This window comes from Pseudomonas sp. E45-MNA-CIBAN-0222, assembly GCF_040310405.1.
GTDB lineage: Bacteria > Pseudomonadota > Gammaproteobacteria > Pseudomonadales > Pseudomonadaceae > Stutzerimonas > Stutzerimonas stutzeri_AC.
Genome location: NZ_JBEOPU010000002.1, coordinates 218,765 through 242,381, shown reverse-complemented (window position 1 = coordinate 242,381; position 23,617 = coordinate 218,765). Strand labels below are relative to the sequence as shown.

The window sequence follows — 23,617 nt, the reverse complement described above, 5'->3', positions numbered from 1 at the left end:
CGGTCGCCCGCAAGGTCTGCTAAGACGACCCGTATAGGCTGCGGCGAGTTCCGACCCAGACTGGTAACTGTTCCTTACTGAATTGCTCGGCTATCGACCAATGGCCAATGGTGGCGTCAGGGCTCTTCTGGGATGGTTAGCAGGCTAAGCGATACGCTCGGCGCCGCCCCTTGGCTCAAAAGGCGAAGCGGCATGACGCAACGGTGCCATCGCTGCAGGTATGGCTGCGTCTTCCCCCTCCGTGCATCTATCAGATGCCCTCGGCGGCTTATCCGGTCGCCTTCGGATCATTGCCCGCTGCCCATGGCAGCGGGCGTCGCCGGTTTAAGAACGGAACCCGTCTGCGCCGATCAGGTCGATTCAGGTAGGCCTAGCCAAGGCCACCCTGACCTGACGGAGACCATGATGGACCTCATCCGCATCATTATTGCGATTCTGCTACCGCCGCTTGGCGTGTTCCTCCAGGTGGGTTTTGCTGGTGCTTTCTGGCTGAACATCCTGCTTACGCTGCTGGGCTACATCCCAGGCATCATCCACGCAGTCTGGATCATCGCCCGCCGTTGATCGCCACCGGCCCGACGTTGTTCGGGCCGTTTTTGAACTCCCTCCTCTGGCCGTGTAGAGTAGCGCTTCCTGCGCTGCGGAACCTATTACGCGCGAAACACTCAAGAAAACGCCGGTAACCGAGCGCGATCGCCTTTTAGCGATGTCATGCGCGTTGCCGTCGCGTCGGTTATTCGGAAAGGAAACCAATGAGCGAGTCCTTCATCGATCAGAGCAATTTCAGGCGGATACTGAACCGCAACGTGGCCGTGCCACTAGGGTTCGGGTTCCTCAGCGCCTTTTTCTTCAGCGCTATCGTCTATTACCTGTTGAGTGTCAGTCATTGGGTTGATCAGTCGGTCAAGGGCGTCGCCCATGCCCACGAGGCACTGCGGCTGGTCGCCGATCTGGAAACCGGTATGCGCGGCTACCTGATCGCCGGCGAGGAGGTTTTTCTCGACCCCTACCGTCAGGGTCTGGAGCGCGTGCAGCAAGAGCTGGACGAGCTCAAAGAATACTCGCGCGACGACCCGTTGCAGATGGCGCGCCTCCAGAAGATCGAGGCCGCTCACCGTCTCTGGCTGACCTTTGCCGAGGAAGGCATCACTCGGCGCACGGCTGGAGAGCCGATAGTCGACTACGTGCGTACTCGCCGAGGCTTGGATCTGACCGATCAGCGCCGTGACCTGCTCAATGAGTACATCGCAGCCGAGCGGCAACGCCGTGCTGAGCGCATCAGCAACTCCGAATCGATGACCACGGCGCTGATCGGCGGCTTCCTGCTGTTCAGCCTGATCTTCAGCGGTATTCTGGTCTATCTCGGCCGCCGCGACCTGACCTCGCTGTCGGAAAGCTACTCGCAGTCGTTGCAGCGCCAGCAGTCCCATTCCGAGGCGCTTGAGCAGCAGGCCTGGTACCGCACCGGGCAGACCCAGCTCAGCGAGTCGATCATCGGCGAACTGGCCCTGCCAGCCCTGGGTCAGGGTGTGCTGAATTTTCTTTCGCGCTACATCGATGCGGCGGTCGGCGCGCTCTACGTGGTGCAGGATGGCAAGCTGCAACGCGTCGCCGAATATGCCTACGACCCCGAATACCTGCAGAGTGCGCGCACGCTGGACATCGGCAACGGTTTGGTCGGCCAGGCCGCGCTGGAGCGGCGGGTGATGGCGCTCGAAGACCTGCCTGCGGACTACCTGAAGGTCACCTCGGCGCTGGGCGATACGACGCCGCGCTCGGTGCTGATCGTACCGCTGGAAGACAGCGGCATGCTCAACGGCGTGATCGAGCTGGGTTTCCTGCGGCCCTTGCGTGAGCAGGACAGCGAACTGCTGCGGCGCATCGCTCCCAGCATTGCTTCGGCCATCGAGGCCGCGCGTTACCGCCAGCGGCTGCAGAGGGTGCTGGCCGAGACCCAGCAGCTCAACGAGGAGCTGCAGGTGCAGCAGGAAGAGCTGCGCGCCGCCAACGAGGAGTTGGAAGAACAGTCCAATGCCCTGCGCGAATCCCAGGCGCACATGGAAGAGCAGCAGGCCGAGCTGGAGCAGACCAACGAGCAGCTCGCCGAGCAGGCCGAGGAACTGGCCCGCCAGCGCGATCAGATGGACGACAAGAATCAGCGCCTGAACGAAGTGCAGCTGATGCTCGAACAGCGCGCCGACGAATTGCAGCGCGCCAGCCGCTACAAGTCCGAATTCCTCGCCAACATGTCCCACGAGCTGCGCACGCCGCTGAACAGCTCGCTGATCCTGGCCAAGCTGCTGGCCGACAACCCTGATGGCAATCTCAGCGACGATCAGGTGCAGTTCGCCCGTTCCATCTATTCGGCGGGTAACGATCTGCTCACGCTGATCAACGACATCCTCGACATCTCCAAGGTGGAAGCCGGCAAGCTCGAAGTGCATCCCGAGCTGACCATCCTTTCCCGCCTGGTCGACGGCATGAAGAATCTGTTCCTGCCGCTGGCCATGGAGAAATCCCTGCAGTTCAGCGTGGAATTGGCGGATGACCTGCCGGCCAGCCTGTTCACCGATCGCCAGCGGCTGGAGCAGATCCTCAAGAATCTGCTGGCCAATGCCTTCAAATTCACCGAGAAAGGCTCGGTGACCCTGCGCGTCGAACCGCGTGACGACGACCTGCTGGCCTTCGCCGTGCGTGACACCGGCATCGGCATCGCACAGGAGCAGCAGGCAGCGATCTTCGAGGCGTTCCGCCAGGCCGACGGCACCACCAATCGTCGTTACGGCGGCACTGGCCTGGGGCTGTCGATCTCCCGCGAGCTGGCCAATTTGCTCGGCGGAGAGATCGAAGTGCAGAGCACGCCGGGGGCCGGCAGTACCTTTACTCTGGTCGTGCCACAGAACTATAGCGAAGCGTTCGTCGCGGAGCCGGTGGTGCAGGAGCCGAGCCGTCAGCCGGAGCCACGTCAAAAGCCGGTACCCGCTGCGAGCAAAGCGCCGGCGCTTCAGGACGAGCGTGAGTTGCTGAATCGCGCTGCCGCTGCGCCGCAGGCGCGCCTGGCCGACGACCGCGACAAGTACCCGTTCAAGGAACGCTGCGTACTGGTGATCGAAGATGAACCGCAGTTTGCGCGCATCCTTCACGATCTCGCGCATGAATTGCAGTACAGCTGCCTGCTGTCGCAGAACGCCGACGATGGTTTCGACACCGCGGTGCAGTACAAGCCCGATGCCATCCTGCTCGACATGCGCCTGCCGGACCATTCCGGCCTGACCGTGCTCGAGCGCCTCAAGGAAAACTCGGCGACCCGCCATATTCCGGTGCACGTGGTCTCGGTGGAGGATCGCAAGGAAGCCGCGCTGCAGATGGGCGCGGTGGGCTACGCGATGAAACCCACCACCCGCGAGGAACTGAAGGACGTGTTCGGTCGCCTGGAAGCCAAGCTGGCGCAGAAGGTCAAGCGCATCCTGCTGGTCGAGGACGACGCCCTGCAGCGCGAGAGCATGTCGCGGCTGATCGAGGACGTGGACATCGAGATCACCGCCGTCGAGTTCGGCGAGCAGGCCCTCGAACTGCTGCGCAGCACCGTGTTCGACTGCATGATCATCGACCTCAAACTGCCGGACATGGATGGCAGCGAACTGCTCGAACGCATGGCCAAGGAGGATATCTGCTCCTTCCCGCCGGTGATCGTCTACACCGGGCGCAACCTGACCCGCGACGAGGAAGCGGCGCTGCTCAAATACTCGCGCTCGATCATCATCAAGGGGGCGCGCTCGCCGGAGCGCCTGCTCGACGAGGTCACCCTGTTCCTGCACAAGGTCGAGTCGGACATGCCGCCCGAGCGGCAGAAGATGCTGAAAAGCGCGCGCAGCCGCGAGAAGGCCTTCGAGGGCCGCACGATCCTGGTGGTGGACGACGACGTGCGCAACGTCTTCGCCCTGACCAGCGCGCTGGAACAGAAGGGCGCGCTGGTGGAAATCGCCCGCAACGGTCTGGAGGCCATCGACAAGCTGCAGCACGATGCCGGCATCGACCTGGTGCTGATGGACATCATGATGCCGGAGATGGATGGCTTCACCGCCATGCAGGAAATCCGCAAGGATGCCCGCTTCGCCAAGCTGCCGATCATCGCGGTGACCGCCAAGGCGATGAAGGACGATCAGGATCGCTGTCTGCGTGCCGGCGCCAACGATTACCTGGCCAAGCCCATCGACCTCGACCGATTGTTCTCGCTGATCCGCGTCTGGCTGCCGAAAGTGGAGCTGCTGTGACATGCCCGACCGTAACGTCGAGATCGAACTCAAGCTGCTGATCGAGGCCATCTACCTCAAGTACAGCTACGACTTCCGCGACTACTCCAGCGCCTCGCTCAAGCGCCGGGTGCTGCTGGCGCTCAAGCAGCTCGACTGCGGCAGCATCTCGGAACTGCAGCGCAAGATCCTCTACGACCCGCACGCCTTCATGGACCTGCTGCAGTACCTCACCATCCCGGTCAGCGAGATGTTCCGCGACCCGAGCTACTACCGGTCGCTGCGCGAGCACGTGGTGCCGGTGCTGCGCACCTATCCGTCGCTGAAGATCTGGGTCGCCGGCTGCAGCACCGGCGAGGAGGTCTACTCGATGGCCATCCTGCTCAAGGAGGAGGGGCTGCTGGAGCGGACGATCATCTACGCCACCGACATCAACCCGCGGTCGCTGGAACAGGCGCGCCAGGGCATCTTCGCCATCGACCACCTGCGCCAGTACACGGCGAACTATCAGCAGGCCGGTGGCACGCAGAGCTTTTCCGACTATTACACCGCCGCGTACGACTCGGCGATCATGGACAAGTCGCTGAAAGAAACGGTTACGTTTGCCGACCATAGCCTGGCCACCGATAGCGTATTTTCCGAAACGCATTTGATCTCCTGCCGCAACGTGCTGATCTATTTCAACAAGCCGCTGCAGGACCGCGCCTTCGGTCTGTTCCACGAATCGCTCTGCCACCGCGGGTTTCTCGGCCTGGGGAGCAAGGAGACGGTGGAGTTCTCCGGCTACGCCGGTTGCTACGAGCCGTTCAACAAATCGGAAAGGATCTTCCGCAAATCATGAGCAGCTCCGCGCAGGCGATCCTGCTCGCCCGTCGCCAGCCGCCGATCGAGGCCGTGGTGATCGGCGCCTCCGCTGGTGGGCTCGAGGCTCTCGGGATGGTGCTCGAAGGGCTGCCGAGCGGTTTCCGCTTGCCGATCCTGGTGGTCCAGCACGTGCCGGCCAATGGCCCGACGCATCTGGCCGAGATTTTCGGACGTAGAACCCGGCTACTGGTCAAGGAAGCCGACGACAAGGACCAGTTACGCTGCGGAATGCTGTACTTTGCCGCACCCGGCTACCACCTGCTGGTCGAGAGCGACCGCAGCCTGTCCCTGAGCCAGGACGATGCGGTGCATTTTTCCCGTCCGTCGATCGACGTGCTGTTCGAATCGGCGGCTGATGCCTGGGGACCGCAGGTTGCGGGTTTCCTGCTGACCGGCGCCAACGAGGATGGCGCCGCCGGCCTCGAGGCGATTCACCGCGGCGGCGGGTTGACCGTGATTCAGGACCCCGCCGAAGCGGCCGTACCGACCATGCCTCGCGCCGCTCTGCGACGCTTCGCGCCGGATTACATCTTGCCCCTACGCGACATTCACCGATTGTTGCGAGAACTGGAGTGACCATGCCCGACCGTACCGACGAGGTAAATCTACTGATCGTCGATGACCTGCCGGAGAACCTGCTGGCTCTGGACGCGCTGTTGCAGGCGCCCGGCATACGGGTTCATCAGGCCGAATCGGCCGAGCAGGCGCTGGAGCTGTTGCTGCGGCACGAGTTCGCGCTGGCAATCCTCGACGTGCAGATGCCGGGCATGGACGGCTTCCAGTTGGCCGAGCTGATGCGCGGCACCGAGCGCACCAAGCAGATCCCCATCGTCTTCGTCAGCGCCGCCGGCCGTGAGCTCAACTATGCCTTCAAGGGTTACGAGAGCGGCGCGGTGGATTTCATGCAGAAGCCGTTGGATGCCCACGCGGTGCGCAGCAAGGTCAGTGTGTTCGTCGATCTTTATCGCGGGCGCAAGCGCCTGGCGCGCCAACTGGAGGCGCTGGAGCGGAGCCGCCGCGAGCAGGAAGTGCTGCTCGACGAACTGCGCAGCACCCAGGCCGAGCTGGAGGGGGCGGTGCGCATGCGCGATGACTTCATGTCGATCGTCTCCCACGAGCTGAAGACACCGCTCAACACCCTGATTCTCGAGGTGCAGCTGCGCAAGCTGCAGCTCGGTCGCAACAATCTCGAGGCCTTCAGCGAAGAGCGCCTGCGCAACATGGTGGACAAGGACGAGCGGCAGATTCAGAGCCTGATCCGCCTGATCGACGACATGCTCGATGTCTCGCGCATCCGTACCGGCAAGTTATCGATCCGCCCGAGCCGCACCGACCTCGCGCAGTTGGTCGGTAACGTCGTGGAAAGTTTCGCGGCGCAGATGGAAGCCTGCGGCTGCGAGCTGCGGCTGGAGCGAAACGAGCCGATCATCGGCGTGTGGGACGCCTTCCGTATCGAACAGGTGCTGGCCAACCTGCTGACCAATGCCATGCGCTACGGGGCTGGCAAGCCGGTGCACGTCAGTGTCGTGTCGTGTGCAGACGGCGCCTGCATCGAGGTGCGCGACCACGGCATCGGCATCAGCCCGCAGAGTCTGGAGCGCATCTTCTGCCAGTTCGAACGTGCCGAAGGCAGCGAAAGCAGCGCCGGTCTGGGACTGGGTCTGTTCATCGCCGACCAGATCGTCCGTGCGCACAACGGCCGCATTCAGGTGCAGAGCGAGGAAGGCCAGGGCTCGCTGTTCCGCGTCGTGCTGCCGCTGGGCGAGTAGTCTCACCCTCTCGATCATATTTTGTTGCTTTGCGCAGACCTGTGGGCCTGCATTCGCCGCGAGGGCGCGCCTCCCACGAGAGCGGTTCGGCGTGGCTGGTTGCTTCTGTGGGAGGGCCGCCCTCGGCGCGAGCTTTTGATCTTCTGGCAGGCCTGCGGCCTGTATTCGCCGCGAGGGCGCGCCTCCCACGGGAGCGGGTCGGCTTGGCTGGTTGCCGTTGTGGGAGGGCCGCCCCCGGCTTGAGCTTTTGATCTTCTGGCGGGCCTGCTGCCTGCATTCGTCGCGGGGGCGCGACTCCCACGAGAGCGGTGCGGCGTGGCTGATTGCTTCTGTGGGAGGGCCGCCCCCGGCGCGAGCTTTTGATCTTTCGTTCTAGTTGTCAGGACGAACAGCTGATTTCCAAGTGCTTGCCCCATTGGGGCGGGCGCTCGGCGTAACGCTGCATGCCCGGCTGATGCTCGAACGGGCGGCTGAGCACCGCGTGAAGCTCGCGTACCGGGGCGTAGTCGCCTTTTTCCGCTGCCTCGATGACCTGTTGCGCGAGGTAGTTGCGCAGGATGTATTTCGGATTGACCGCCTGCATCCGAACCTGGCGTTCGGTTGCGTCGGCACCCTCGCGCGCAGTTCGCGCGCAATAATCCGCGGCCCAGGCATCGAAGCCCTGCAGATCGACGAAGTCCTCGCGCAGGCTCTGTGTGGCCTGTTCGGCAAGGCCCTCGCTGAGTTCGCGGAAGAAGCTGGTGTAATCGACGGCGCTGGCCTGCATCAGTTGCAGCAGACGGCGGACCAGTGTCTCGTCATCCGCTTGGGCCTGGGCGAAACCCAGGCGCCGGCGCATCAGGTCCAACCATTCGGCTTCGTACAGCGGCAGGAACAGCTCCATGGTTTCGCGCAGGACTTTCACGTCGACGAAAGGCGTCAATGCCTGGGCCAGCGCCGCCAGGTTCCAATGGGCGATGGGCACCTGATTCTCGAAGGAATAGCGACCGGTGTCGTCGGAATGGTTGCAGATGAAGCGCGCGTCGAAGTCGTCGAGAAAGGCGTAGGGGCCGAAATCGAAGGTTATGCCAAGGATCGACATGTTGTCGGTGTTCATCACGCCGTGGCAGAAGCCATAGGCCTGCCAGCGGGCAATCAGCGCGGCGGTGCGTTCGAGCACCGTGCGGAAGAACATGTGGAACGGCTCGGGGTGTTCCAGCAGCTCGCTGAAGTGTGCCGCGATGACGTGTTCGAGCAGCTGCTTCAGTTCGGCGTGCTGGCGGGTGTAGTAGAAGAACTCGAAGTGGCCGAAGCGCACATGGCTGGGCGCCAGGCGCAGCAGCATGGCGCCGCGCTCCGGGCGCTCGCGATAGACCAGCGTGTCCGAGCTGGTGACGCACAGCGCACGGGAGCTGGGAATGCCCAGCGCATGCAGATGTTCGCTGGCAAGGAATTCGCGGATCGACGAGCGCAGCACCGCGCGACCATCGCCCATGCGCGAATAGGGCGTCTTGCCGGCGCCCTTGAGGTGCAGGTCCCAGTACTCGCCGGCCTCGTTCACCACCTCGCCGAGCAGCAGGCCTCGGCCGTCGCCGAGCTGCGGGTTGTAACTGCCGAACTGGTGGCCGGAATAGACCATCGCGCGCGGCTCGGCGGTGGACCAGATCTTGTGCCCGGAGAACAGTTCGGCGAACAGCGGCTGCTCGGCTTCTGTGGGGTCCAGATCCAACAGCGCCATCGCCGCTTCGCTGGCAACCACCAGGCGCGGATCGCTCAGTGGCTGCGGCGACACCTCGGTGGAAAAGATGTCGCCGAGACGGGCGAAGCGGTTGTCGAAGGTCAGTTGGGTCAGGGTTTTCAAAACGCCTCCGGCGCGGCATGCGAGCGAGAATGGGCCCGGCCGGTGCCGGGCGTTCATGACGTTTGAGAGCGAGGCGCGCCTGGACGTTCCTCAGCCGCGATCGTCGGTCGCCGGCTTCTGCTCGTCGTCGCCGGGCTTGGGCGCGGCACTGAGCTGCAGTTGTTGGCCGGCGAAGTTCTTCAGGAACACGTCAACCTGACGGAAGGCGATGTTAATGCCTGCCTTGTTGAACTCGCGGTCGATGAAGCGGTTGATCTCGTCGGTGGCCGGGTTGCGGTCGCCGAGGTCTCGCACATGGATGCGCAGCTCGTGGTCCAGGGTGCTTTCGCCGAAGTTGAGGAACAGCACCTGCGGTTCCGGCTCCTTGAGTACACGGGGGTTGTCCCGGGCGGCTTGCAGCAGCAGCTTGCGTACCGCCTCCAGGTCCGAGCCATAGGCGACGCCGACCTTCAGCGTCACGCGGGTGACGGTGTCGCTCAGCGACCAGTTGATCAGCTGGCCGGTGATGAAGGTCTTGTTCGGGACGATGATGTCCTTGCGGTCGAAGTCGGTGATGGTGGTGGCACGGATGCGAATCCGGCTGACCGTGCCGGACAGGTTGCCGATGGTGACCACGTCGCCGATGCGCACCGGGCGCTCGAAGAGGATGATCAGACCGGAAATGAAGTTGGCGAAGATCTCCTGCAGGCCGAAACCCAGGCCGACCGAGAGCGCCGCCACCAGCCATTGCAGCTTGTCCCAGCTGACCCCGAGGGTGGACAGTGTGGCGACGATGCCGAAGCCGGCCAGCGCATAGGACAGCAGCGTGGTGGTGGCATAGGCGCTGCCCTGGGCCAGGCGCAGCTTGGACAGCACCATGACTTCAAGCAGGCCCGGCAGGTTGCGTGCCAGGGCCACGGTGATGGCGATGATCAGCAGCGCACCGAGCAGGTTGTTCAGGCTGATCGCGGCGGTGGTGAGGGCGTCGCCGCTGCCGCTGGTGTATTCGTAGAGGGTGATGTTGTCCAGATAGGACACCACCGAGATCAGGTCGGACCAGACCCAGTACAGCGCCACCAGGAACACGCCGAACATGGTCAGGCGGGTCAGGCGCAGGGACTGCTGGTTGACCTGCTCGATGTCCAGCCCAGGCTCGCCCTGGGCTTCGATCGTATCGCTCTGCTCATCGGCCATGGCTTGCCGTCTGGCCAGTGCGCGCTTGTAGGCCAGGCGCCGCGCCGCCACCGTCAGCCCGCGGATCAGCGCGGCCTCGACGACGATCCAGATCATCAGCAGGTAAAGGGTGTCGATCAGCCGGTCGGTCAGCTTCAGCGCGGTGTAGTAGTAGCCGAAGCCCACCGCGACGATCAGCGCGATCGGTAGCACGCTGAACAGCAGGCCGATCATCAGTCTCACTGGTGGCGCATTCTGGCTCGATGGGCCTTTGAGCAGCAGGCGGTTGAGACGCCAGCTCATCAGGGCGAAGCAGGTCAGCACCACGAGGATGCCGAGCACGTCGTCGGCCAACCGCGCCGGCTGGTGCTCGGCGACGCTGACCACCGCCACCAGGGCCATGACGATCAGGCCGAGGCGGCGGATCTCGTCGCGCAGGAAGGCCACCTGCGGCCGTGACCAGCCGAAGTGCAGCTCGGCGACACGCCCCGGCGAGAGCATGCGGTAGGCGCTGTAGAACACCAGCCAGGCCTGGGCCATTTCGAACAGGGCGGCACCGAGCACGTAGTTCTGTCCGCGCGCATCCATCTGCAGCAGATAGCCGCAGAGGGCGAGGAACAATGCGCCAGGCAAGGCCAGCAAGAGGTTGAGCAATAGCGCCAGCGGTGTATGCAGCTGGCTGTCGTTGCGGAAGTGGCCGATCTGCTCGCTCAGCGAGCTGAGCTTGGCGTCGATCTTGTTGCGCCACCAGAGCAGGGCGGCGATCAGCAGCAGCAGCGGCAGGAAGAACAGCGGCCGCTCCTTGAGACCGGCGCCCAGTTCCTGCAGCGCCGACAGCCAGGGCATCGACGCCAGCTGGGCCTTGAGGCGCTGGGGGGCGCCCTGCAGCCAGCTGAGATCCAGCGGCTTGTTGCTGGGAATCCAGAACATCTGCTCGTCGAGGGTATCGCTGAGCGCGCGCGCGGTGTCCTGCAGCTGCTTCTGGTTCAGCTGCAGGGTGATCGAGGCGTTGAGCAGCGCATCCAGCTCGCGATTGAGACGGTCGAGCAACTCGCTACGGGTGGTGGCCAGCTCCAGCAGGGTGCGCCGCAGCTCCGGCGTTACTTCTTCTTCGTTCTGCCGCGCCAGCAGCTGATCGACATAGGCGGCGGCATTGCCGGCCGCCTCGCGGCGCTGGTTGAGTTCGAACTGATAGAGGCGGATATCGGCGATCTCGTCGGCGAGATTCTTGTCCAGTTGCAGGCTCGGCAAGGCCTGCTTCTGCTGGTAGAGAATGCGCGATAGCAGCAGGCTGCCCTCGAGCACGGCGATCTGCTCCTCCAGTGCCTGATCGGTCTGGTTGAGGGTGTCGAGCTGCTGGCGGGTCCTGAGGTTCTGCTGGTTGAGGCGGTTGAGGCGCTCGGTGGCGCGCAGCAGGTAGTCGGACAGCTTGAGGTTCTCGGCGCTCTCGGCGGCAAGCAGCTTGTCCGAGCCGGCCTGCTGCACCCGTGCCGAGAACTCGGCGACGGTCTGTTCCGATTCGGCGCGGCGCTTCTCGTTGATCAGGCCCTGCAGCGCCTGGGTGTCCTGCTCGGCGCGGGCAATGCGCTCGGCCAGCAGGTCACGGCGTGCCTTGCCCAGGTCCTGCAGCAGGCTGTTGCCGGCCAGCTCTTGGCGGCGCAGGTCGATCTGTGCAGTGAGCGAGACGATCTCGGCGTCCAGCAGTGCCCGACGTTCTTCGCTCAGCGGCTTGCCTGACTCGCGCCCGCTCTTGAGCAGATTGTTGATTTCCTGGATGCGCGTCTGCGCCGTGCTGATCTGCGCCTGGGCGCGCTCCGGACGGGTCTGCGCGCTGATGATCATGCTGTTGGCGGCGCTGAACTGCTTCTGCCATTCGGACAGCTCCTCGACCCGCGCGCTCAGGCGCTGTTCGAGCGCCTCTACCGACTGGCTGGCATAGCGCTTGGCGGGGTCTTCGTCGGGGCTGGCCTTGAGCTTGGCCAGTTCGCGCTGGGCCTCGGCGATTTCCTTGGGGGCCTGAGCCAGCAGGGCCTTGAGTTCCTCGGCGCGCTTGTTGCTGGTTTCGGTTTGCTGGAGCAGACGCTGGGTCTGCTCGCCGAGCGACAACGCCGGCTTGGCTTCGCCTTCGGCGGCGGGCGGCGTGCCGGTCAGGCTGTCGAGGGATTGGGCGTGCAGCGGGGCAACGAACAGGCAGAGCGTGGAAAGCAGCAGGGTGCGCAGAAATGACATGGAGGCAGACGCAGGCGGGTGACCGAAAGTGCGAAAGTCTACGGGCTGCGCCAGCCGAGCGCGAGTACCGTGCAACGGGTCGACGGACGGGCTCGTTGGCCGGGCGGTTCGCAGCAATGCAGTGATTCGCGGCGCCGGTTCGCTAGCCGGCGAAACGGGGCGATCGGCGGACCGCCTCCAGACGCTAGAACATCAGCTGCGGGCCGGGCTTGTCGCCGTCCGGAAACTTCAGGCCGACCTTGCGCACCTCGCCCGCGTCCATCGCCGCCACGGTCCAGGTCAGGCCGTTCCATTCGACCTGGTCGCCGACCACCGGCCGGCCGCCAACCTGCTCGGCCATGAAGTCACCGATGGTCTGCTCGCCATCCACCTCGCCGAGTTTGAGCCCGTAGAGCGCGGCGATGGCATTGAGCTGGGCGTCGGCTTCGAGGATGAAGTCGCCGAAGAAACGCAGGTCCTGTCCGCGCGTGGGCGCCTGGCTGAACAGCTTGCCAAGGGCCGGCAAGTCTTCGTCATGGCCGATCACGCAGAGGATGTCATCCACCTGCAGGCGGGTACTGCCCGACGGGTGCAGCAGCTCCTTTCCGCGGAACAGCGCAGCAATGCGCGTGCCCGGGGGCATCTTCAACTCGCGCAGGGCGGCGCCGACGCACCATTTGCTGGCACTCAGGCGGTAGACGAATATCTCCCACTGGCTGGTGGTGTGCACCTGCAGGCCAATGCGCGAGACCGGCATCGGCGATGGCGGGACTTCCACCTTGGCCTTCTTTGCCGCCCAGGCCAGCGTCGAGCCCTGCAGCAGCAACGACACCAGCACGATGAAGAACGCCACGTTGAAGAACAGCTGGGCATTTTCCAGCCCGGCCATCAGCGGGAACACCGCGAGGATCACCGGCACCGCGCCGCGCAGACCGATCCAGGAAATGAACAGGCGTTCGCGCAGGTGGAAGCTGCGAAACGGCAGCAGGCTGACGAACACCGCCAGCGGCCGGGCGAAGAGGATCATCCATAGCGACAGCGCCAGTGCCGGCAGGGCGATGGGCAGCAGCTCGCTGGGCGTGAGCAGCAGACCGAGCACCAGGAACATGCCGATCTGGCTGAGCCAGGCCAGGCCATCGAACATGTGCAGGATGCCGTGGCGGTTGCGGATCGGCCGGTTGCCCAGCAGCAGGCCGCAGACATAGATCGCCAGGATGCCGCTGCCGCCAATGGCGCCGGACAGGGCGAAGATCATCAGGCCGCCGGCCACCGCCAGCAGCGGATAGAGGCCGTCGGCCACCGACAGACGGTTGATCAGCTGCAGCAGCAGCCAGCCGCCGAGCAGGCCGAGCACGGTGCCGATGCCGAACTGCTGCAGCAGGCTGAGCAGGAAATCCCAGCCAAAGGTGGACTGGCCGGCGAGCAGCATCTCGATCAGTGCGACGGTCAGGAACATCGCCATCGGGTCGTTGCTGCCCGATTCGATTTCCAGCGTCGAACCGACCCGCTCGTTCAGGCCCTTGCCGTTGAGAAGATTGAACACCACGGCGGCATCGGTGGAGCCGACGATCGCACCGATCAGCAGGCCCTGCAGCAGCGGCAGGTCGAACAGCCAGGCGGCGGCCAGGCCGGTGAAGCCGGAGGTGATCGCCACGCCCAGGGTTGCTAGCGAGAATGCCGGTTTCAGCGCGACGCGGAAGGTAGCGGTGCGGGTGCGCATGCCGCCATCGAGCAGGATTATCGCCAGCGCCAGGTTGCTGATGATGAAGGCCAGGCGGTAGTCCTCGAAGACGATACCGCCGACGCCATCGACCCCGGCAAGCATGCCGACGCCAAGAAAAATCACCAGGATCGGCACACCGAGTCGCGCCGAAAGCGAGCTCATCAGGATACTCGCCGCCACCAACAAGGCACCGATGAAGAACAGGTGGTTGATGCTGCCGACGTCCAAATGAAGTCTCCACTAGAGAAAGCTGCCGCGTGCCCATGCACGGGATATGCCAGCGATTCTAACCTGATGATTTGACTGCCTGTCAAAAAAACGCCCCGCATGAGCGGGGCGCTGTAACAGCATGTATGGCGTACGCTAGAACCAGGCGTCCTGCATGGAGAGGCAGGTATCGTCGCGTGTTTCGAGGATGGCCAGCTCGTGCTCGCAAGCCGGTACTTCCCAGCTGAGGAAGTAGCGTGCGGCCTGCAGCTTGCCGCGGTAGAAGTCGGCATCTGCCGGATTGCCCTCGGCCAACCCGCGCTCGGCACGCAGTGCCTGTTCCAGCCAGCGCCAGCCGATCACTGCGTGGCCGAACACCTTCAGATACAGCGCCGAGTTGGCCAGCGCCTGGTTGACCTTCCCTGCCATCAGGTCGCCCAGGAGCGCCTGGGTCACGCTGGTCAGCCGGGCGACGTGCTGTTCCAGTGGCTGGCGCAAGGCACCGAGCGAGTCGTATTCGGCGGCGCGCTGGCAGCAGTCCTGGATCAGCCCGAGCAGCTGGCGCAGGCCGGCGCCCTTGTTCTGCATCAGCTTGCGGCCGAGCAGGTCCAGCGACTGGATACCGTGAGTACCTTCATGGATCGGGTTGAGGCGGTTGTCGCGGTAGTACTGCTCCACCGGGTACTCGCGGGTGTAGCCGTGGCCGCCGAGGATCTGGATCGCCAGTTCGTTGGCCTTCAGGCAGAACTCCGATGGCCAGGACTTGACGATGGGGGTGAGCAGGTCGAGCAATTCCGCCGCACTGCGCCGCGCCTCCTCGCTTTCCGCAGTGTGCTCGTCGTCCACCAGCCGCGCGGAATACAGGCCGAGGTCGAAGGCGCCCTCGACGTAGGCCTTCTGCGTCAGCAGCATGCGCTTGACGTCGGTGTGCTCGATGATCGGCACCTGGGTCGACGCCGGGTCCTTGCCGTCCGGCAGGCGGCCCTGCGGACGCTCGCGGGCGTAGTTCAGCGAGTAGAGGTAGCCGGCGTAGCCGAGCATGATCGCGCCCATGCCGACACCGATGCGCGCCTCGTTCATCATCTGGAACATATAGGCCAGGCCCTTGTGCGGCTCGCCTACCAGGTAGCCGACGCAGTTGCCGTTGTCGCCGAAGTTCAACGCGGTGCTGGTGGTGCCGCGCCAGCCCATCTTGTGGAACAGGCCGGCCAGCAGCACGTCGTTGCGTTCGCCCAGCGAGCCGTCGTCGTTGATCAGGAACTTCGGCACGATGAACAGGCTGATGCCCTTAACCCCGGGCGGTGCGTCCGGCAGCTTGGCCAGCACCATGTGCACGATGTTTTCCGACAGCGGGTGGTCGCCGCCGGAGATGAAGATCTTGTTGCCCTTGAGGCGATAGCTGCCGTCACCGGCCGGTTCGGCGCGCGTGCGGATGTCCGACAGCGAGGAGCCGGCGTGCGGCTCGGTGAGTGCCATGGTGCCGAAGAAGCGCCCCTCGAGCATCGGCTGCAGGAAGCGCTGCTTCTGCTCCTCCGAGCCGAAAGCTTCGATCAGGTGCGAGGCGCCCATGCTCAGCATCGGGTAGGAGCTGGTGGCGATGTTGGCGGACTGGAAATGCGCGAAGCAGGCCCGCGACAGCAGGTTCGGCAGCTGCATGCCGCCGTCGTCGAAGCTGCGCTGGGCATTGTGGAAACCCGCCTCGATAAAGGCGTCCACCGCCGGCTTGACCTCGGGAATCAGCACCGCTTCGCCGTTGACGTACTGCGGCTCGTGCTCGTCGGACTTGCGGTTGTGCGGCGCGAAGTACTTTTCGGCGATGGTGCGCGCGGTACCGATGGCGGCGTCGAAGGTTTCGCGGCTGTGATCGGCGAAGTGCTCGCGGCGGGTCAGGGCCTCGGCGTCCAGCACCTCGTAGAGTTCGAAGGCCAGGTTGCGCGGGCAGAGCAGGGTCTCGGTCATGGTCAACCTCCGTTTTTATCGGCTTGAGTCTAAGGACCGCGCTTTTCCATTGCCTAGCTTCATCCATTGCACTGATGAAGCGTCAACACGGGGTCGGTCCATTCAGCCGAACAGCTGGCGCATGAGCGCGGCCAGTTCGCCCTCGCCCAGGCCGGCCGCGTCGAGATGAGCCAGCGCCGCTTCTCGGTGCGCTGTCAGCTGCTGATGCGCGGCATGCTGACCGAGCAGTGAGACCACTGTCGCCTTGGCGCCATCTTGCTGACAATCCTTGCCGGTCTGCTCTGGCGTCAGGCCATCGGCGATATCGTCGAGCAGCTGAAACGCCAGCCCCAGCTCGTTGGCAAAGCCTTGCAGATGGCGTGTCCGCGTCCGCTCCGCGCCGGCAAGCAGGGCCGCAACTTCCAATGCGGCGGTGAACAGCGAGCCGGTTTTCAGCTGATTGGTGGCAATCACCGCATCGAGCTGCTGTGCTTCTTGTGCGCCATGCAGGTCGCGAAATTGCCCACGCACCAGGCCCTGCGCACCGACCGCTCGCGCCAGTGTGGCCACCGCGTCGTTGCGCTGCCTGGGGGTGAGCCTGGGCGCGGTGGCGGTTATGCCATAGGCATGGCTGAGCAGGGCCACTGAGGCGAGGACGGCGACATCCTCGCCGAAACGCAGATGAATGGTCGGCTGGCCGCGCCGCAGGCTGGCGTTGTCCATGCATGGCATGTCGTCGAGAAACAGCGAGGCGGCGTGGATCATCTCCAGCGCACATGCCGGGTCCAGGCCGATATCGAGGTCGACGCCGAGATCTCCCAGCGCCAGCAGCAACAACAGCGGCCTGATTCGTTTGCCGGGAGCGAGGGTGCCTTCACGTAACGCCAGGGTGACCTTGTCCAGCTCCGACTCGGGTCGCGGCAGGCGCATGGCCAGGCGCTCGTCGACCTGCCGCCGCAGGCGCAGCAGGCTGTCGCATTGCGGAAGCGGGAGGGTGGAATTCTGCGTTTGCATGGCGGTGCCCTCGCTGGCGCCCCAGTTCGAGCACCAGGGTTGTGCAATGTTGTACAACGATTGGACGTTATGACAAAAACCTGTACAACTCGTTGCCATCGCATAGCACTTTTTTCAGGGCGCCACGTCCAAACAAGTCTTCCCGGGAGCCGATTTCCATGAGCAAACAATCGTTGGTCAGCCGCAAAAACGATCATCTGGATATCGTCCTGAACCCGACGCGGGCAGCCGGTGCGACGGGTACCGGTTTCGGTGCATTTCGCTTTGAGCACTGCGCCCTGCCCGAGTTGCACCTGGACCAGATCGAGCTGCACACCCGGCTGTTCGGCCGCCAGCTGCGGGCACCGCTGCTGATCAGCTCGATGACCGGCGGCGCCGCGCGCTCGGCCGCGATCAACGCGCACCTGGCGGAAGCTGCGCAGCACCTGGGTATCGCGATGGCGGTGGGGTCGCAACGGGTTGCGCTCGAAACTGCGGGCGATCAGGGCCTGACGGGCCAGTTGCGCCAGCTCGCGCCGGACATCCTCTTGCTGGCCAATTTCGGAGCCGCCCAGCTGGTACGCGGCTACGGTGTGGACGAGGCGCGGCGGGCGGTCGAGATGATCGATGGCGATGCGCTGATCGTGCACCTGAACCCGCTGCAGGAAGCGGTGCAGCCGGGTGGCGACCGTGATTGGCGAGGCGTGCTGCGGGCGATCGAAGCGCTTGCCAGCCGCCTGGCCGCGCCTGTGGTGATCAAGGAAGTCGGTGCCGGCATATCCGCGATGGTGGCGCGGCAGCTGGTCGACGCCGGCGTCGCCGCCATCGATGTCGCGGGTTCTGGTGGAACCAGCTGGGCCGCGGTGGAAGCCGAGCGCGCCACTGATGTCAGCCAGCGCGCGATCGCCCAGGCCTTCGCCGAGTGGGGCATCCCCACCGCACAGGCGCTGCAGGTGGTGCGCAAGGCCTGCCCGGATACGCCGCTGATCGCTTCCGGTGGCATTCGCGACGGTGTGGAAGCAGCCAAGGCGATCTGCCTGGGCGCCGACCTGGTCGGCCAGGCAGCGGGCGTACTACAGGCCGCGATGCTCAGCAGTGAGGCGGTGGTTCAGCACTTCGAAGTGCTGATCGAGCAGCTGCGCATTGCCTGCTTCTGTACAGGCTCGGCTGGCCTGGCCGAGCTGCGGCAGGCTCGATTGCTGCAAGTGCCCACTGCCTGATGCCGGGCGGAGCCGCCAGATGACTCATTTCGCGGCAATTGCGCCGCCCTTTCTCAGCCACCTGCGCGCCTTCGAAGCGGTCGCCTGGCAACTGATCCAGCGCGGCCATCGGGTGACGTTTATTCAGCAGGCCGATGTGGCTGCGCTGCTGGCGCTGCCCGACGCCGGATTCGTCGCCATCGGCGCCGAATCCCATCCGCCGGGCACATTGGCTGCGGTGGTCCGCCGCGCCGCGCAACCGGGGCCGTTCGGCATCCGCCGGGTCATTGCCGACATGGCGACGAGTACCGCACTGTTCTGTCGCGAGGCGCCGGGCGTGCTGCGTTCGCTGAAGGTCGACGCCGTACTGGCCGACCAGATGGAGCCGGCCGGGGCGCTGGTGGCCGAACATCTCGATCTGCCGTTCGTATCCATCGCCTGTGCCTTGCCGTTCAACCGCGAGCCGCTGGTGCCCTTGCCGGTGATGCCCTGGCGCTACCGGACAACCGACTGGGGCGAGCAGCTCAACCTGCACAGCAGCCGTGTCTACGACCGCCTGATGCGGCCCCATGCCAACGTGATTCAGCACTATTGCCAGACGTTCGGCCTGACGCCCCGCTCGACCCTGAGCGAATGCCTGTCGCCGCTGCTGCAGATCAGCCAGACGGTGCCCGGCTTCGACTTTCCGCGCCGCCAGCTCCCGGCGAATTTTCATGCTGTCGGGCCGTTGCGGCGTCCGTTGGAAAACGAAGCCGAGCTGAACCTGCCGATCGACCCGGCGCGGCCGTTTGTCTTCGCCTCGCTGGGCACCCTGCAGGGACATCGCTATACCTTGCTGCGCAATATCGCCCGCGCCTGCAAGCCGCTCGGCGTACAGCTGTTGATTGCCCATTGCGGCGGGCTGAATGCCGCGCAAGCGGCGCGGCTGCGCGAGGAGGACGCGCATTGGGTCACCGACTTCGCGCCCCAGCGCGCGGCATTGGCCAGGGCCTCGGCGGTGATCACCCATGCCGGGCTGAATACCGCGCTCGATGCGCTGGAGGCCGCCGTGCCGATGCTGGCGCTGCCGATCGCCTTCGATCAGCCGGGTGTCGCCGCGCGTATCGAACATGCCGGCGTCGGCCTGCGTTTGCAGCCGCAACTGGCGAGCCCGACGCGGATCAGTCGTGCGCTGGAGCAGCTGCTGAGCGATCCAGCGTTTCGCCGGCGCGCGGCACAGCTCGGGGCGGAAGCACGTCAGGCTGGCGGTGTGGTGCGTGCCGCCGACCTGATCGAGGCGGCGCTCGGGACAGATGGGCAACGGCTGGAGGTGGCACGTGGCGCTTGATGCGGACCTGATCCTGGTTGGCGGTGGGCTGGCCAACGGCCTTTTGGCCCTGCGCCTGCGTCAGCAGCGACCCGATCTGCGCCTGCTGATCGTCGAGCAGGGCGACACCCTGGGCGGCAATCACACCTGGTCGTTTCACCAGCATGATCTGACGCCGGCTCAGCAGCGTTGGCTGGAGCCCATAGTGGGCAAGCGCTGGCCCGGTTATGAAGTGATCTTTCCCGACCTGCAGCGCCGGCTGGGCAGCGGTTACGCGAGTATCTTCTCGGAGCGCTTTCACCAGTACCTGATGCCCGAACTGAGCGATGGCGTGCGTTTGCGCACCACCGTTGCCAGCGTGGAGCCACACAGGGTGCGTCTGGGCTCGGGGGACGTCCTGCAGGCCGGCGCCGTGATCGATGGACGCGGCGTGCGCCGGACCGATCAGCTGGCCCTCGGCTTTCAGAAGTTTCTCGGCCAGGAACTGCGCCTGCAGCAGCCGCACGGCTTGCAGGAGCCGATCATCATGGACGCGAGCGTCCCGCAGCACGACGGCTATCGCTTCGTCTATGTGCTGCCGCTCAGCATCGACAGCCTGCTGATCGAAGACACCTACTACGCCGACGGCGACGCGGTAGCGCCGGAGACACTGCGCGCCAATATCGAGCGCTACGCCGAGGGCCGCGGCTGGGCGATCCGCGGGGTGCTGCGCGAGGAGCAGGGCGTGCTGCCCATCGTGCTGTCCGGCGACATCGCCGCCTTCTGGGGCGAGGCGCGTGGCGTGCCGCAGACGGGGCTGTCCGCGGCGTTGTTCCATCCCACCACCGGCTACTCGCTGCCCGACGCGGTGCGTCTGGCCGACCACCTGATCGCGCTGGATCGCTGGGATGCCGTCAGCCTGTTCGAGGCGATCCGCGATTACTCGTTGGCGCAGTGGCGCCAGCGCGGTTTCTTCCGACTGCTCAATCGCATGCTGTTCATGGCCGGTCCGGCGGATCGCCGCTGGGCGGTGATGCAGCGTTTCTATCGCCTGCGCGAACCGCTGATCCAGCGTTTCTACGCGGCCAATCTGACCACCCGCGACCGCTTGCGCATCGTCTCGGGCAAGCCTCCTGTTCCGCTCGGCGAAGCGCTGCGCGCGCTCGCCGCCCATGATCTGCATCGCAAGGATTACCGATGAACCAAGCTAAACGAGCGGTGGTAATCGGCGCCGGCTTCGGCGGGCTGGCGCTGGCCATCCGTCTGCAGCGTGCCGGCATCCAGACCACCCTGTTGGAGAAGCGCGACAAGCCGGGTGGCCGCGCCTACGTCTATCACGACCAGGGCTTCACCTTTGATGCCGGCCCGACGGTGATCACCGATCCGCCAGCGCTGGAAGAACTCTTCAGCGGCGCCGGCAAGCGCATGGCCGACTACGTCGAGCTGCTGCCGGTCAGCCCCTTCTACCGGCTGTGCTGGGAGGACGGCTACAGCTTCGATTACGTCAACGACCAGGCCCAGCTGGATCGGCAGATCCATGCGCTCAACCCCCGTGACGTCGCCGGTTATCAGCGCTTTCTCGCCTATTCGCGGGCGGTGTACGAGGAGGGCTACGTCAAGCTCGGCACCGTGCCCTTCCTGTCGTTTCGCAGCATGATCGGTGTCGCCCCGCAGCTCGCCAAGCTGCAGGCCTGGCGCAACGTGTACAGCATGGTGGCCAAGTTCGTGGAGAACGACCGGCTGCGGCAGGCGCTTTCCTTTCACTCCCTGTTGGTCGGCGGCAACCCCTTCGAGACCTCGTCGATCTATGCGCTGATCCATGCGCTGGAGCGCCAGGGCGGTGTGTGGTTTCCGCGCGGCGGCACCGGTGCGCTGGTGCAGGGCATGGTCAAGCTGTTCGAAGACCTCGGCGGCAAGCTGGAGCTGAACGCCGAGGTGGCGTGCATCGAGCTGGCCGAAGGGCGGGCGAAGGCGGTGATCACGGGTGACGGTCGACGCTTCGACACCGATGCGGTGGCCTCCAACGCCGATGTGGTCAACACCTACAAGCGGCTGCTCGGCCACGAACAGCGTGGTCGCGACGAGGCCAAACGGCTCTCCGGCAAGCGTTTCTCTATGTCGCTGTTCGTCATTCATTTCGGGCTCAAGCGCCGCCACGAGCACCTGCAGCACCACACGGTATGTTTCGGCCCGCGCTATCGCGAGCTGATCGACGAAATCTTCAAGCGCGAGACGCTGGCCGACGACTTTTCCCTCTACCTGCACGCGCCCTGCGTCACCGATCCCTCGCTGGCGCCGGAAGGCTGTGCCAGCCACTACGTGCTGGCGCCGGTGCCGCACCTGGGCACGGCGGATATCGATTGGGCAGAGGAGGGGCCGAAATACCGCGACCGCATCTTCGAGTACCTGGAGCGGCACTATATTCCCGGTCTGCGCGGCGATCTGGTCACGCATCGGATCTTCACACCGCACGATTTCCGCGACGAGCTCAACGCGCATCTGGGCTCGGCGTTTTCGCTGGAGCCGATCCTTACCCAGAGCGCCTGGCTCCGCCCGCACAACCGCGACGACGTGATTCCCAACCTCTATATCGTTGGCGCCGGCACCCACCCTGGCGCGGGAGTTCCGGGCGTCGTGGGCTCGGCCAAGGCTACTGCCGGGCTGATGCTGGAGGACTTCCTATTGAAGGAGCAGGCCGGATGAACGACCGGGTAATCGATCAGTCGACCCAGGCGATCAATGTCGGCTCCAAGAGCTTCGCCGCCGCGGCGAAGCTGTTCGACGAGCGCACCCGCCAGAGTGCGGTGATGCTCTACGCCTGGTGCCGTCATTGCGACGATGTGATCGACGGCCAGACGCTGGGGCACGGCCAGGTGGAGGGCGATCGCAACAGCGGTGAGGCGCGGCTGGCCGAGCTGGTCGATCTCACCGAGCGCGCCTATGCCGGCGAGCCGATGGCCGATCCGGCGTTCGCCGCCTTCCAGCAGGTGATCAAGCGTCATCGGATTCCCAAGGCCCATCCGCTGGAACATCTGGCGGGTTTTCGCATGGATGTGCAGGGCTACCGCTACCAGACCCTCGACGACACCCTGCTGTATTGCTACCGGGTTGCCGGCGTGGTCGGCCTGATGATGGCGCGGGTGATGGGCGCCGAAGCGGAGCCGACGCTGGATCGCGCCTGTGATCTGGGCTTGGCCTTTCAGCTCACCAACATTGCCCGCGATATCGTCGAGGATGCGCAGATCGGCCGCGTCTACCTGCCGGCCGAGTGGCTGGCTGAAGTGGGCATTCCCGAAGATGAAATCGCACTGCCTGGGCATCGTGCCGCGTTGGCGACGCTGGCGGCGCGGCTGGTGGATCTGGCCGAGCCCTACTATCGCTCGGCGTCGCAGGGCCTGCGCGATCTGCCGCTGCGCTCGGCCTGGTCGATCGGCACGGCACATGGCGTCTATCGGCAAATTGGCGTCGAGGTGAAAGCGCGCGGCGCAGCGGCCTGGGATGCGCGGGTGTCGACGAGCAAGGCGCAGAAGCTGCAGTTCCTGCTGGGGGGTGGCGTGTTGGCGCTGGCCTCGCGGCGGATGCAGGTCAGGCCACGTCCTGACGGTCTCTGGAGGCGTCCTCGCTAGCGCTAACGCTCGCCTTGCGCAGCGGCCCATCGTGCAACTCGCGCAATTGGCGCTTGAGCACCGGCAGCGGCGGTGCATAAAGAAAACCGAAGGACACGCAGCGCTCCTTGCCCTCTACGGCATGGTGCATACGGTGCGCCTGATACAGCCGCTTGAGATAACCGTTGCGCGGCACATAGCGCAGCGGCCAGCGATGATGGACCAGCCCGTCATGGGCGACGAAGTAGAGAAAGCCGTAGGCCGTCATGCCAGCGCCGATCCATTCCAGCGGGTGGTAGCCGGCCGTGCCAAAGGCAATCAGCAGGATCGCCACGCCAGCGAACACCACCGCATACAGGTCGTTCTTTTCGAACCAGCCGCTGCGTGGCTCGTGGTGCGACTTGTGCCAGCCCCAACCCCAGCCGTGCATCACGTACTTGTGTGCCCACCAGGCAAAGACTTCCATGCCGGCCAGGGTGGCCAGGAAGACGAGCGTATTGGTCAGTGGGCTCATGGCGGGATTCCGTGTGACGTGCGGTCGATTCTACGCCCCGTCGCGGCGGCTCAGGGCTCGCCGCGAC

16 protein-coding genes are annotated in these 23,617 nt (G+C 65.0%); 10 read left to right on the top strand and 6 right to left on the bottom strand.

The features are described 5' to 3' along the window. The first annotated feature begins 405 nt into the window (after positions 1–405). The 5 genes from AAEZ08_RS04135 (at position 406) to AAEZ08_RS04115 (ending at position 6,886) form a co-directional block, all read left to right on the top strand. A complete protein-coding gene (locus tag AAEZ08_RS04135) occupies positions 406–564 on the top strand; it encodes a YqaE/Pmp3 family membrane protein (RefSeq protein WP_003282625.1) in 159 nt (52 codons plus the stop codon). Between the two features lie 188 nt (positions 565–752). After that, positions 753–4,274: a response regulator gene (locus AAEZ08_RS04130; protein WP_500123769.1), complete on the top strand. Its 3,522-nt coding sequence runs from the start codon at positions 753–755 to the stop codon at positions 4,272–4,274. Position 4,275: 1 nt separating this feature from the next. Continuing rightward, the gene (locus tag AAEZ08_RS04125; protein ID WP_500123768.1) at positions 4,276–5,094 is read left to right on the top strand and encodes a CheR family methyltransferase; all 819 of its coding nucleotides are present in this window, start codon (positions 4,276–4,278) and stop codon (positions 5,092–5,094) included. Next, complete coding sequence (locus AAEZ08_RS04120) at positions 5,091–5,693, top strand: chemotaxis protein CheB (protein ID WP_179485527.1); 603 nt, start codon at positions 5,091–5,093, stop codon at positions 5,691–5,693. Before AAEZ08_RS04125 ends, AAEZ08_RS04120 begins: the two co-directional genes overlap by 4 nt. Before the next feature lie 2 nt (positions 5,694–5,695). After that, positions 5,696–6,886 (top strand): hybrid sensor histidine kinase/response regulator, encoded by a 1,191-nt coding sequence (locus AAEZ08_RS04115; protein ID WP_500123767.1) that lies wholly within the window; start codon positions 5,696–5,698, stop codon positions 6,884–6,886. Positions 6,887–7,265: 379 nt separating this feature from the next. On the opposite strand, the gene selO is transcribed toward AAEZ08_RS04115, so the two are convergent. From selO to AAEZ08_RS04090, 5 genes are all read right to left on the bottom strand, one after another. Beyond that, positions 7,266–8,726: a protein adenylyltransferase SelO gene (gene selO, locus AAEZ08_RS04110; protein WP_500123766.1), complete on the bottom strand. Its 1,461-nt coding sequence runs from the start codon at positions 8,724–8,726 to the stop codon at positions 7,266–7,268. Between the two features lie 90 nt (positions 8,727–8,816). After that, positions 8,817–12,107 carry a mechanosensitive channel MscK gene (gene mscK, locus AAEZ08_RS04105; RefSeq protein WP_500123765.1) on the bottom strand — a complete coding sequence of 1,097 codons (3,291 nt, stop codon included), beginning with the start codon at positions 12,105–12,107 and terminating at the stop codon, positions 8,817–8,819. A 184-nt stretch (positions 12,108–12,291) separates the two neighbouring features. Next, the gene (locus AAEZ08_RS04100; RefSeq protein ID WP_500123764.1) at positions 12,292–14,037 is read right to left on the bottom strand and encodes a potassium/proton antiporter; all 1,746 of its coding nucleotides are present in this window, start codon (positions 14,035–14,037) and stop codon (positions 12,292–12,294) included. Between the two features lie 135 nt (positions 14,038–14,172). Continuing rightward, complete coding sequence (locus tag AAEZ08_RS04095) at positions 14,173–15,975, bottom strand: acyl-CoA dehydrogenase (protein ID WP_003282617.1); 1,803 nt, start codon at positions 15,973–15,975, stop codon at positions 14,173–14,175. A 102-nt stretch (positions 15,976–16,077) separates the two neighbouring features. After that, a complete protein-coding gene (locus tag AAEZ08_RS04090; RefSeq protein WP_500123763.1) occupies positions 16,078–16,968 on the bottom strand; it encodes a polyprenyl synthetase family protein in 891 nt (296 codons plus the stop codon). Positions 16,969–17,126: 158 nt separating this feature from the next. Between AAEZ08_RS04090 and fni the strand changes: the two genes are divergently transcribed. The 5 genes from fni to AAEZ08_RS04065 are packed head-to-tail and all read left to right on the top strand — an operon-like array spanning position 17,127 to position 23,057. Next, a complete protein-coding gene (gene fni / locus AAEZ08_RS04085) occupies positions 17,127–18,167 on the top strand; it encodes a type 2 isopentenyl-diphosphate Delta-isomerase (protein ID WP_500123762.1) in 1,041 nt (346 codons plus the stop codon). Between the two features lie 19 nt (positions 18,168–18,186). Then, on the top strand, positions 18,187–19,473 hold the full coding sequence (locus AAEZ08_RS04080; protein WP_500123761.1) for a glycosyltransferase: 1,287 nt from the start codon (positions 18,187–18,189) through the stop codon (positions 19,471–19,473). Then, positions 19,463–20,632 (top strand): lycopene beta-cyclase CrtY, encoded by a 1,170-nt coding sequence (crtY, locus tag AAEZ08_RS04075; protein WP_500123760.1) that lies wholly within the window; start codon positions 19,463–19,465, stop codon positions 20,630–20,632. The genes AAEZ08_RS04080 and crtY overlap by 11 nt, the downstream gene beginning before the upstream one ends. Further along, positions 20,629–22,134 carry a phytoene desaturase gene (locus AAEZ08_RS04070; protein WP_500123759.1) on the top strand — a complete coding sequence of 502 codons (1,506 nt, stop codon included), beginning with the start codon at positions 20,629–20,631 and terminating at the stop codon, positions 22,132–22,134. The genes crtY and AAEZ08_RS04070 overlap by 4 nt, the downstream gene beginning before the upstream one ends. Further along, positions 22,131–23,057, top strand: a complete 927-nt coding sequence (locus AAEZ08_RS04065; protein ID WP_500123758.1) for a phytoene/squalene synthase family protein — start codon at positions 22,131–22,133, stop codon at positions 23,055–23,057. The genes AAEZ08_RS04070 and AAEZ08_RS04065 overlap by 4 nt, the downstream gene beginning before the upstream one ends. Here AAEZ08_RS04065 and AAEZ08_RS04060 read toward each other — a convergent pair. Continuing rightward, positions 23,017–23,550, bottom strand: coding sequence for a sterol desaturase family protein (locus AAEZ08_RS04060; RefSeq protein WP_500123757.1), 534 nt, complete (start codon positions 23,548–23,550; stop codon positions 23,017–23,019). The two genes, AAEZ08_RS04065 and AAEZ08_RS04060, sit on opposite strands and share 41 nt — an antisense overlap. Between the last annotated feature and the right edge of the window lie 67 nt (positions 23,551–23,617).

What these genes read in the sequence shown, in the direction of transcription:
- AAEZ08_RS04065 (WP_500123758.1), top strand. Translation starts at nt 22,131, where the DNA reads ATGAACGACCGGGTAATCGATCAGTCGACCCAGGCGATCAATGTCGGC.
- fni (WP_500123762.1), top strand. Translation starts at nt 17,127, where the DNA reads ATGAGCAAACAATCGTTGGTCAGCCGCAAAAACGATCATCTGGATATC.
- AAEZ08_RS04070 (WP_500123759.1), top strand. Translation starts at nt 20,629, where the DNA reads ATGAACCAAGCTAAACGAGCGGTGGTAATCGGCGCCGGCTTCGGCGGG.
- AAEZ08_RS04060 (WP_500123757.1), bottom strand. Translation starts at nt 23,550, where the DNA reads ATGAGCCCACTGACCAATACGCTCGTCTTCCTGGCCACCCTGGCCGGC.
- AAEZ08_RS04080 (WP_500123761.1), top strand. Translation starts at nt 18,187, where the DNA reads ATGACTCATTTCGCGGCAATTGCGCCGCCCTTTCTCAGCCACCTGCGC.
- AAEZ08_RS04090 (WP_500123763.1), bottom strand. Translation starts at nt 16,968, where the DNA reads ATGCAAACGCAGAATTCCACCCTCCCGCTTCCGCAATGCGACAGCCTG.
- AAEZ08_RS04115 (WP_500123767.1), top strand. Translation starts at nt 5,696, where the DNA reads ATGCCCGACCGTACCGACGAGGTAAATCTACTGATCGTCGATGACCTG.
- mscK (WP_500123765.1), bottom strand. Translation starts at nt 12,107, where the DNA reads ATGTCATTTCTGCGCACCCTGCTGCTTTCCACGCTCTGCCTGTTCGTT.
- AAEZ08_RS04125 (WP_500123768.1), top strand. Translation starts at nt 4,276, where the DNA reads ATGCCCGACCGTAACGTCGAGATCGAACTCAAGCTGCTGATCGAGGCC.
- AAEZ08_RS04135 (WP_003282625.1), top strand. Translation starts at nt 406, where the DNA reads ATGGACCTCATCCGCATCATTATTGCGATTCTGCTACCGCCGCTTGGC.
- AAEZ08_RS04130 (WP_500123769.1), top strand. Translation starts at nt 753, where the DNA reads ATGAGCGAGTCCTTCATCGATCAGAGCAATTTCAGGCGGATACTGAAC.
- AAEZ08_RS04120 (WP_179485527.1), top strand. Translation starts at nt 5,091, where the DNA reads ATGAGCAGCTCCGCGCAGGCGATCCTGCTCGCCCGTCGCCAGCCGCCG.
- AAEZ08_RS04095 (WP_003282617.1), bottom strand. Translation starts at nt 15,975, where the DNA reads ATGACCGAGACCCTGCTCTGCCCGCGCAACCTGGCCTTCGAACTCTAC.